The organism is Enterococcus sp. 5B3_DIV0040 (genome assembly GCF_002140755.1).
Classification (GTDB): Bacteria; Bacillota; Bacilli; order Lactobacillales; family Enterococcaceae; genus Enterococcus_D; species Enterococcus_D casseliflavus.
In genome coordinates this window covers 2,586,298-2,595,804 of sequence record NZ_NGLC01000001.1, presented here as the reverse complement: position 1 = coordinate 2,595,804, position 9,507 = coordinate 2,586,298, and the positions used below count along the sequence as shown (strand labels likewise).

The 9,507-nt window shown below is 32.7% G+C and carries 8 protein-coding genes and 3 pseudogenes; 8 read left to right on the top strand and 3 right to left on the bottom strand.

The annotated features are described in order from the left end of the window. The 4 genes from A5883_RS12070 to A5883_RS19730 all read left to right on the top strand — a co-directional run. Positions 1-402: PTS transporter subunit EIIC (locus A5883_RS12070; RefSeq protein WP_141108421.1), on the top strand; the 402-nt coding region annotated here is incomplete at its 5' end. A gap of 257 nt (positions 403-659) precedes the next feature. Beyond that, entirely contained in the window at positions 660-2,117 is a 1,458-nt protein-coding gene (locus tag A5883_RS12065) for an arylsulfatase (protein ID WP_086338666.1), read from the top strand. Between the two features lie 1,061 nt (positions 2,118-3,178). Then, positions 3,179-3,418, top strand: coding sequence for a hypothetical protein (locus A5883_RS12055; RefSeq protein ID WP_441316251.1), 240 nt, complete (start codon positions 3,179-3,181; stop codon positions 3,416-3,418). Further along, entirely contained in the window at positions 3,375-3,587 is a 213-nt protein-coding gene (locus A5883_RS19730; protein ID WP_086338663.1) for an LPXTG cell wall anchor domain-containing protein, read from the top strand. The genes A5883_RS12055 and A5883_RS19730 overlap by 44 nt, the downstream gene beginning before the upstream one ends. Before the next feature lie 126 nt (positions 3,588-3,713). Here the strand turns inward: A5883_RS19730 and A5883_RS19520 are convergent. After that, a pseudogene (locus A5883_RS19520) lies at positions 3,714-3,955 on the bottom strand (transposase); the annotation flags it as partial. A 123-nt stretch (positions 3,956-4,078) separates the two neighbouring features. Between A5883_RS19520 and A5883_RS12040 the strand changes: the two are divergent. The 3 genes from A5883_RS12040 to A5883_RS12030 all read left to right on the top strand — a co-directional run bounded on the left by A5883_RS12040 (position 4,079) and on the right by A5883_RS12030 (position 7,543). Further along, entirely contained in the window at positions 4,079-4,981 is a 903-nt protein-coding gene (locus A5883_RS12040; protein ID WP_086338662.1) for a diacylglycerol/lipid kinase family protein, read from the top strand. 224 nt (positions 4,982-5,205) lie between these two features. Next, positions 5,206-5,925, top strand: coding sequence for an ABC transporter ATP-binding protein (locus tag A5883_RS12035; protein WP_086338661.1), 720 nt, complete (start codon positions 5,206-5,208; stop codon positions 5,923-5,925). Then, complete coding sequence (locus A5883_RS12030; protein ID WP_086338660.1) at positions 5,909-7,543, top strand: hypothetical protein; 1,635 nt, start codon at positions 5,909-5,911, stop codon at positions 7,541-7,543. Before A5883_RS12035 ends, A5883_RS12030 begins: the two co-directional genes overlap by 17 nt. Before the next feature lie 152 nt (positions 7,544-7,695). On the opposite strand, the pseudogene A5883_RS12025 reads toward A5883_RS12030, so the two are convergent. Next, a pseudogene (locus tag A5883_RS12025) lies at positions 7,696-7,896 on the bottom strand (IS110 family transposase); the annotation flags it as partial. 405 nt (positions 7,897-8,301) lie between these two features. Between A5883_RS12025 and A5883_RS12020 the strand changes: the two are divergent. Further along, a pseudogene (locus A5883_RS12020) lies at positions 8,302-8,433 on the top strand (zinc ribbon domain-containing protein); the annotation flags it as partial. Positions 8,434-8,529: 96 nt separating this feature from the next. On the opposite strand, the gene A5883_RS12015 reads toward A5883_RS12020, so the two are convergent. Beyond that, positions 8,530-8,661 (bottom strand): Arm DNA-binding domain-containing protein, encoded by a 132-nt coding sequence (locus tag A5883_RS12015; protein ID WP_086338744.1) that lies wholly within the window; start codon positions 8,659-8,661, stop codon positions 8,530-8,532. Positions 8,662-9,507: the final 846 nt, after the last annotated feature.

Genomic DNA, 9,507 nt, shown 5'->3' with positions numbered 1-9,507 from the left:
TCGTTTGTCTGGTATGCAACTTTAGGTTTATTAATTGCGATTTTTTGGGTATCAAAAAATAGTCATTATAAAGAAGTTGCTAAATTGGGAATAGTTCCATGCCTTTTTAATATTGGAGAACCGGTAATGTACGGATTACCTACTGTATTAAATCCTATTTTATTTATACCTAAAATTTTGTGTCCTGTAATTATGGCTGGGCTTGCATATTTAGCAACAGATTTAGGATTAGTCTCTCCAGTAACACAAAATGTAACTTGGGTGATGCCACCGATTTTATATGGATTCTTTTCGACAGGATTTGATTGGAGATCAATTATTTTATCAATAATTAATTTAATTTTAGCTACATTGATTTATTTACCATTTGTAAAGATGGCTAATAATGAAACTGTTTGCTAAGTAAAAAGAAGATATAGTTATTATAGTATTTAGAAATCTAAAGAATAATATTTTATATTGACAAAAAATTTAGAGATTTTTGATATCAAGGTTTATTTTAGTATAAAGTGTTCTTAAGTAATCAATCATCCGCCATAAAAGAATTGTTATGCCATTTAAATTTTTGCTCATCATAAAAAAATATCCTTTCAAAAGGAATTTTAACTTTTTAAATCAAGAGAGGTTGTTTGATTATTTTAATGATTGGAGTTTTTAATATGAAAAAGGATCAACCTAATGTTGTTTTAATTGTAGTAGATCAGATGAGGGCAGATGCGTTATCTTTGAATAGTCAAGATAAATTCATTAGTACGCCTACATTAGATATGATGGCTAGTCAAGGATATAATTTTGAGAATTGTTATTCGCCTGTTCCAAGTTGTGTTCCAGCAAGAGCAGCATTATTAACAGGATTAGATCAAGAAACTTCGGGAAGGGTAGGTTATGAAGATGAGATTCCATGGGATTTTAAAAATACTCTTCCAGAAGTTTTTAAAGAACAGGGATATCAAACTGAGTGTATTGGGAAAATGCATGTGTATCCTTCAAGAAAACGTTTGGGATTTGATCATGTACTATTGCATGACGGGTATCTTCATGTTGATCGAAAGTATGACAAATCTTATGGAGAGCAGTTTGAATACTCTAGTGATTACTTAATGTTTCTAAAAGAATCATTGGGCTCAGATGCAGATTTGATTGATGATGGTTTAAATTGTAATTCCTGGGAAGCTCGACCTTGGATGTATCCTGAAAAATTTCACCCAACAAATTGGGTGGTTTCAGAAGGAATAAATTTTTTAAGGCGGAAAGATCCTACAGTACCATTTTTCTTAAAATTATCATTTGAGAAACCTCACGCTCCATTGAATCCACCCAAATATTATTTTGACATGTATATGGATAGATTACCAGACTCTCTAGATTTGCATATTGGTAATTGGGAGAAATTAGAACATATTGTTCCCGATGTTTGTGCTTTAAGAGGGAAATTACAAGAGGATGCTCAAAGAAGAATGCTTGCTGGATATTATGGACTTATTTCTCACATAGACCATCAAATTAATCGCTTTTTAATGGCTTTAAAAGAATTTAGACATGATAAAGATACAATCATTTGGTTTATTTCAGATCATGGAGATCAATTAGGAGAACATTATTTATTCAGAAAAGGATATCCTTACCAAGGGAGTATTTGTATTCCGTCGTTTATTTACGATCCAGGAGATTTGATCGCGGCAAAAAAACATGAAATTAAAGAACTTGTAAAAATACAGGACGTATTTCCTTCACTAGTTGATTTAGCATTGGGACAGTGTGTGGATACGGATGGAAAAAGTGTTAGACAGTTGCTCTTTGGAAACTATGAGGGGTGGCGGCGAGAAATTCATGGAGAGCATAGTTTAGGTATAGATTCTAGTCAATATATATTAACGGAGAAATGGAAATTTATATGGTTTCCCGTAAAAAATACGTATCAATTATTTGATATGATAAATGATCCAAATGAGATGAAAAACCTATATAATGATATAAAATACGAATCTATTATTTATGAAATGAAAAATAAATTAGTAGGATATTTAAAAGGTAGAGAAGAGGGATTTGTCAAAGATGGACAGTTAATTCGATTAGACTTGTCCAATATTGTTTCAACTTTAAATAGAAAAAGATAAGTAACACTTGGTACGTAATATTTTGTCTATTTTTTATGGTATTAATTGATATTCAAGTTATTCAATCTTTTATCGTGTTAATGTTTTTGGAGCCTTTTGGTACCAGTTAGCATCGATAATATATTCATATTAAATGTATAATAATTAACATATTAACCATAATGCTAGTTAATTTTAATGCTTAGCATATTTTGTTGATTTGTCAATGCCTTAAGACATTTTTTATTAGAAGAAAATTAACTAGCGTTACGGGTAGTATATATTTAAAGTCTCATAATTTCCTTATATAGAAAAGGGGGTTGTTTCGAATTATCAAATATAGGCAGTTTTTTATAGTTAGAACTTCAAAAAAAGAGGAGAGGATTTTTAAATGTACAAAAGAATAAATAATAGAATAGTATTTTTTTGTTACATGTTTAATTAGTTTGTTTTTTCAAATCAAAGCATTAGGTGCAGAAATACCCGTTTTTCCCTCAGTAGATTTGGTTAAAATTAATACCTCATATGTTCCTTATAGTTATGATGGAAATCTGACTGATCCGTTTGATCTACCTATTGAGTTTCGCTATTCGGGGTTGGAATCAAAAAAAGTTTATGATGTCACTGCCCAAATTTATAAGTTATAAAGTGATGTTATAGGAGATCACCAAGCAACTTTTTCTAAAGAGTTTTTGGCATCAGATATCGGAGAAGGAAGTGAAAAAGTAGTAGTTGATGTAAGTAATGGGTTACTCCTAGGGGAATATGGAGTTTTTCTAACTATAACGTCTAAGGATGATCTGGTAGATACAGATTCTAAACAGGTAGTAATTCAAGATACAGATTTAGTTGATAATAATCGATTTAGTATAAATAGTACCTGTTGATAAAAACAGATATTTAGGAGACCTCCCTCCTATTTTGTTTCACAAGCAAGATATTTTGGGAAATGAGTTAAAAGGTGCAGTAATTACAACCTTTGAAACGACAGGAGAAGTTATTAATCTTGGTGGTTGGGATTTTGAACAACCTTTGACGATAAATGATATAGTTCTTCTAATGGTAATTATATCTTGCATGAAGTGAGTGCGCCAGAAGGATATTTGAAAGTAACTGATATTCATTTTACAGTTGATAAAGATGGTAGAATAACTGTTATTAAATACGATGAAGAGGATACAGTTAAACAGATAGAAAATAAATTGATTGTGACCAATGAAACTGAACCTAAAGAACGCAATAGGGGAAAAATTTTGAAACTGCCTAATAATAAGAATAATGGACAAACAGGAATACCAGATGAAAGTAAAGAATGGAAATAGCTCGAATTCATCTTCATCAAGAATTGTCAATACACGCAAAATGAATCAGTCTCAAAAGAATGTTAAAGGTTCTTTTCCTAAGACAGGTGAGAAAACAAATGTGTATAGTGTTATCATTGGTGTGATTATACTTGTTGGAGTTGCATGGATGTTTTCTTATAAAAAATAAAACAACACAGATAATGTTTCTCACACTAGCTCGTGTTTCAAGTCGCTTTAGCACTTTCGCTCCCTCTTAAGAGGGAGTTATATTATTTTTAACGCTTAAAGAATCATTATAGAATACTTAGTTTGGCTACTTCCATATCAAGCTTTTTTGTTCCGAAATATATTTTTTATTGTTGTTTTGTTAAGTTTAACTGTTCTTGAATAATATCCCTCTGTCTAAAAATGATGATTTTCAAGATTGTATTTTAAATTTGCATATTTGTTGAATATTATCAGCCCGAGTTTCTCTTTTAGATACCCGATGAAACTTGAAACACTTATTTTGGTTGGTATACTTAGTAATAGATATACATGATTAGGCATTATATGATAATTGAAAAGTGATTTTTTGTTGGCTAGATTCAATATTATAAATATCGGCGTGTAGTTCTGTAATAATAAAAAATAGAAACGATTTTGAAATACTAAAAATAAATTGAAAGGTTGATTTTAATGAAACAAGCATTATTAATTGTAAATCCTAGTTCTGGCGGAGAAAAAGCCAAAGAATTTAAAGAATTAGCAGAAAAGAAATTAAACAGTTTTTTTGATCAAGTAATCGTAAAAGAGACAGAAAAACAAGGTGACGCTAAACAGTTTGCTTATGAAGCAGCAAAACAACAAATGGATAGTGTTTTTGTTATGGGAGGAGATGGAACGGTTAACGAAGGGATTAGTGGATTAGCAGAACAAGAGTATCGTCCTAAATTTGGTTTTTTTCCTTTAGGAACCGTCAACGACTTAGCAAGAGCATTGAATATTTCATTAGATCCAGAAGAAGCAATTCAAGAATTTGACATAAATCAAACAACAGATTTGGATATTGGAAAAATCAATGATAGCTATTTTATGAATGTTGTAGCAATCGGAACGATCCCTGAAGCAGTTAATAACGTTGATGTAGAAGATAAAACAAAACTAGGAAAATTGGCTTATTTTGTTTCTGCCGCAAAAGAATTAGCGAATACACAATCGTATTCATTTCACTTAAATTTAGATGGAAAAGAAGAGACTATAGAGAGTAGTACACTCTTAATTGGTTTAACTAATTCTATTGGTGGATTTGAATCACTTTTACCAGAAGCCGAAGTAAATGATGGTAAACTCCACTTGATTTATATCAAAGATCAATCCTTATGGGATACGGTTAAAGCCGTACCAGACTTGTTAAAGGGAGTAGATAATTCCACGAATAATTTAGCTTATCTAACATTTTCCGAAGGAAAAATAGCACTTAAAAATGAAGAGCGACTGGCAACTAATGTTGATGGGGATGAAGGAGATTCTTTACCAGTTCATTTAAAAATATTGTCTCAACATTTATTGGTTTATCGAGGAATTTCTGAAAAAGAATAATTAACACTCTGTGTTAAATTGATAGATATTGACTTTTCTGAGATATTTTATATTTCTGACTCTAAAAAAGAAAAACTATAAAAATAGGAATTTAAATAAGCGTGGAATAACTAGTTAAAAGTGTTTAGGTTTTCAATATATTATTACAACAACCATATTGTTACATATGATAATATGGTTGTTGTAATATTGGTATGTGTTTCATAGAATGAAAGGAGAATTTTTTGATTTTAGAGATTAATGCTATTTCCAAAAGCTTTGACAAGAAACAAATTTTTGATCAGGCAAGTTATCAATTTGAAACCGGAAAAATCTATGGTATCTTAGGGCGCAATGGGGCAGGGAAAACGACGTTATTCCAATGTATCGCTCGGAATATGACCGTTGATAGCGGGAGTATTTATTTAGTTGAAGACGGCAATCAACGAATCTATGAAAATACAGATGTCGGATTTACATTCACGCAACCGCATCTGCCAGGTTTTATGACGGCGATTGAGTTTTTGCGCTTTTTTATGGATGTCAATCGGGAGCGCATCAAACAGTCGCTTTCTCCAGAAGAATTTTTAATGTCTGTAGGAATTTCTTCAGAAGAGCAGCATCTTTTAATGAAAGATTATTCCCATGGCATGAAAAACAAAGTACAAATGCTTCTTTCTTTGATGGTGCAGCCACCAATCATGTTGTTTGATGAACCATTGACTTCTTTCGATGTTGTAGCTGCCCATGAAATCAAACAAATGATCCGATCAGCAAAAGAGGATTCGATCATACTGTTTTCCACTCATATTTTACAGCTTGCACAAGATTTATGTGATGAAGTGGTCCTACTAAATAATCATCAATTGACCGGGATTGATCCTTCTCACATTCATGAACCAGATTTTGAGAAAGAAATCGTTACTTTGCTGACGGAGGGGGAGCCCGATGCTGCAATGGATTAAACTTTATTGGCTTTATGAAGAGACGATTTTTTCAACGAAAGCGAATGGATTTCTCTATTTTTTGACCAAAATTCCTTTGATTGGAAAACATCTTCCTCATGATCTTTATGGGCAATACGGTCTCAAAAAAATGCTTTTTACTGTATTATTTAGCTTGCGCTTGATCTTGCCATTTTTCACAAAAATTATTTGGCTGCTTTTTTATTATGCAATTGCTTTGGTTGCTTTTCATGGTTGGGAGAATTTATTTGGCTCTTTTGATCAGTTTGAAGAACAAATAATGATTGCTGGTTTTTATACTTGGCTAGTGGTCGTTGCACTAGCCAGCAATTTTTTTTCTTTGTTCTCATTTACATTAGATCAAAAAGCGATTGAATTCACGGATTACTTCATGGTGTCAAAACGACAGTATTTGCGAATGAATCTTTTCTTTAAGACGATCCAATCCATTATTTATTATCTACCAGCATTTTTGTTGTACAGCTTTTTTGCTGGCAATAGTTGGCTAACCCTCGTTGGTATCTTTGGTGCTGGCTTTGCTTGTGTGGCAGCTGCCAGTCTAATTCGCTGGGGATTCCAAAATCAATGGGGCAGTGGCTGGCGCATCGGTTGGCGACTAGCCATGTCTATGCTGACTTTAGCATCGCTCTACGGCTTATTGCTTCAACAGATTATTCCAACTATGACATTCGGGTTGGGACTTTTGGCGTTCTTTCTGATTGCCAGCACTGGCTGTTTTTACTACCTAAAACACTTTACACAAGAAAATGATTTTTTCCTTTATTCTGTTGAAAAAAGCTATCAGCAATTTAGTGTGCTAGAAACCATCAGTTCAGATTCAAGTCAATATCTCAATGAAGGGATTGAAATGCAGAAAAAACTTTCTTTGGATCAGGAGAAGCCACTCACTCATTTGCAAGGATCAGAATACCTCAACGGATTGCTCTTTCAAAGATACCGTAAACTGTTGCGCAAAAAATTGCTGAACCGTGTCGGTATTGTGTCTATTCTATTTCTAGGATTGATTTTATTATCCTTTTTGAAGATTGTTCCATATCCTAATGAAGAGGATCTGACAGCACTACTGCCAGCTCTATTTTTAGTTATGTATTTTGGTTCATTGGGAAAAGCAATCGTCCAAATGGTTTTTGTTAACTGTGACATCTCCATGCTTTACTATCCTTTTTATCGGAAGAAAGAAACGATCCTCAGTGGGTTTAATTACCGTTTTATCAAATCAATGTTTTACAACGGAGTCTTTGCGGGAAGTATTTTTGGCGGCTTCTTATTATGGGACTTGCTAAATGGATTGCAAGCTAGCTGGTATTTCATTGGGGTCTTATTTTTATTATTGACGAGTTTGACAGCATTGTTCTCATTTCATGAATTATTTATCTATTACTTGCTACAACCTTTTACTGGGGACATGAGAGTGGTCAATCCGGTCTACAAATTTGTCAGTGGAGCATTGTATTGGATCAGCTATATTAACCTGCGCCTGCATGTTTCTGGATTTGCTTACTCGATCGTTGTCTCGACTGTCTTATTACTCTATGTTTTTGTTGGATATGTACTGATCATTCGATTCGCGCCAAAGACCTTTAAAATTAAAGAATAGGGGCTCTTTGTCAATAAGTCTAATGGCAATAAGTCAAGTTGAAGATTGAGAATATTTTTATTGTGTAACCTGTTTTGAAGCGCACTTAACTAGCCCCGGCCAAAATTAATTTTTTTCGGGGTATTTCAAAGGTTTGCGTCAATAACAGAATGTTATTTATCTATCACGCTCCTTGGTGGCGTGTATAGTTGATGTTTACGTAGTAGCGTATCCACCAAACGCGTAAAGTTTCTTGCGGTTAAGACGAGTGCTCGTTTGTGTTTATGTTTTGGGACCTCTTTACATTTGCTTTGATAAAAAGCTTTATATTCAGGAAGATAGTTTTTTACAGAGTTGGCAGCTTCAACTAAGTGCTCTTTGTCAATAAGTCTAATGAGTTGTGCAAAATTAAAGCTGGGTCAGAATGAACCACATTCTGGCTCAGAATAGAAGGGTGGAGGAGGATTCTATAGTGTAGTGATTGATAAAGACTAAAGTCATTAGTAAATCTTCACTTGTGAAGACGGTTGATTTTTTAACAGCCTTAGAAAGGCTCACCACTCGCTTACAACCTTCGCTCTTTCATTATTTAATTTTCTAATGCTGGTAAGATATATTTATCGAAGATGAAACGAGTGTTTCATAAGATATTTTCTTTGACTTTTTGCTTATAAACTAATTCAGACCAATCGAGCAATACTTTTTCATATGTCTGGAGGGGTGATTGTTCTGATAGTACGTAATCTTTTATGAACTAGCCGAGAATACCCGTGATTTTAATTCGAGAATGGACTTGTCCTGTTTGTCATGCTCATCATGACCGAGATATCAATGCTAGTATCAATATTCTGACCGAAGGTCTAAGATTACATTCCATGGGATTAGTTAGATCCAATCATCAAAAACCGTAGGAACTACGGGGATAGTTTGGTAAATAAGAGAAACCTCTGTGAGTAAAGAAATACGCTTGCAAGTATGCTCTATTCCCAAGAATCTCGTGACTTTAGTCATGAGAGGTTCAATTCCATTTCTAGCCTAGTTAAAGCAATCGTTGCTTCTTTTATCGTTGAGAATCCTTTTAGTGTAGTCTTTATTTGTTTTCCGGTAACGGGATCGATTCTTAAATATTTTTGGAATATATAGGCGGTTGAGCTGTTTTTTGTATATTTTTTATTGGATTTGGTTTTTGGTCATATTTATTGTTTTTTATTTTTATCCTTGTATAGAAACCATAAAAGCAAAAGTCCTACGATAAGGACTCTACATAATCCTAAAATTGTTTTATGATCTAGATTCATTAATGATAGCATAATCGATTCCTCCAAGCTAAACAAGTTTAACTGCGCCCCCATAAGCTGTAACAGATTGCATTTTTCCATAAATAGATTCTGAATTAAATCGTATTATAACAATTACATCGTCTATTTATATGAAATCATCATGTTTTCCCATTCTAGTGAGAACTAATGTTATTGCATTGTTAATAATTATATGTTAGGAGCCAATCTGATTCAATGTGAAGTTTCCTATATCCTTGCTAAGAACTAGTAAGTGAATGATCATTGTATTTTTTGTTTTTTATTACATCAGTATTGTTTTCAATAATATATTCAACTACAGTACGTACTTTATTAATCGTAATGTTTTTTCTTATATCGTTTTAAAGATCTTTTAAAAGCAGGAGTTCGTTCAAATTTCATTGATATATTATCCCGCTATTCATTTACAGAATTAAATGATTCAGTATTTCCGCTTTCAACCTCTAAACGAGCTTTAATATTTTCTAGATTTTTAATCTATATATTCAATAATTGTGTAGTTTTTTCTGTGTTGTTCATTTCTTTAACCGCCTTTTTTTATTTTTTTCCTGATATCCATAGAAGGAGTAGAAGCAGTAAAATTACAATACAGAGAGTAAATATAAGAAGATGATATATTTTACCTCCCTATTTGGTTACATAATTATTCTTCCTACAATTCTAAAG

Excerpts from the sequence above, each read along its gene's own strand:
- A5883_RS12030 (WP_086338660.1), top strand. The coding sequence starts at position 5,909 with ATGCTGCAATGGATTAAACTTTATTGGCTTTATGAAGAGACGATTTTT.
- A5883_RS12040 (WP_086338662.1), top strand. The coding sequence starts at position 4,079 with ATGAAACAAGCATTATTAATTGTAAATCCTAGTTCTGGCGGAGAAAAA.
- A5883_RS12065 (WP_086338666.1), top strand. The coding sequence starts at position 660 with ATGAAAAAGGATCAACCTAATGTTGTTTTAATTGTAGTAGATCAGATG.
- A5883_RS19730 (WP_086338663.1), top strand. The coding sequence starts at position 3,375 with ATGGACAAACAGGAATACCAGATGAAAGTAAAGAATGGAAATAGCTCG.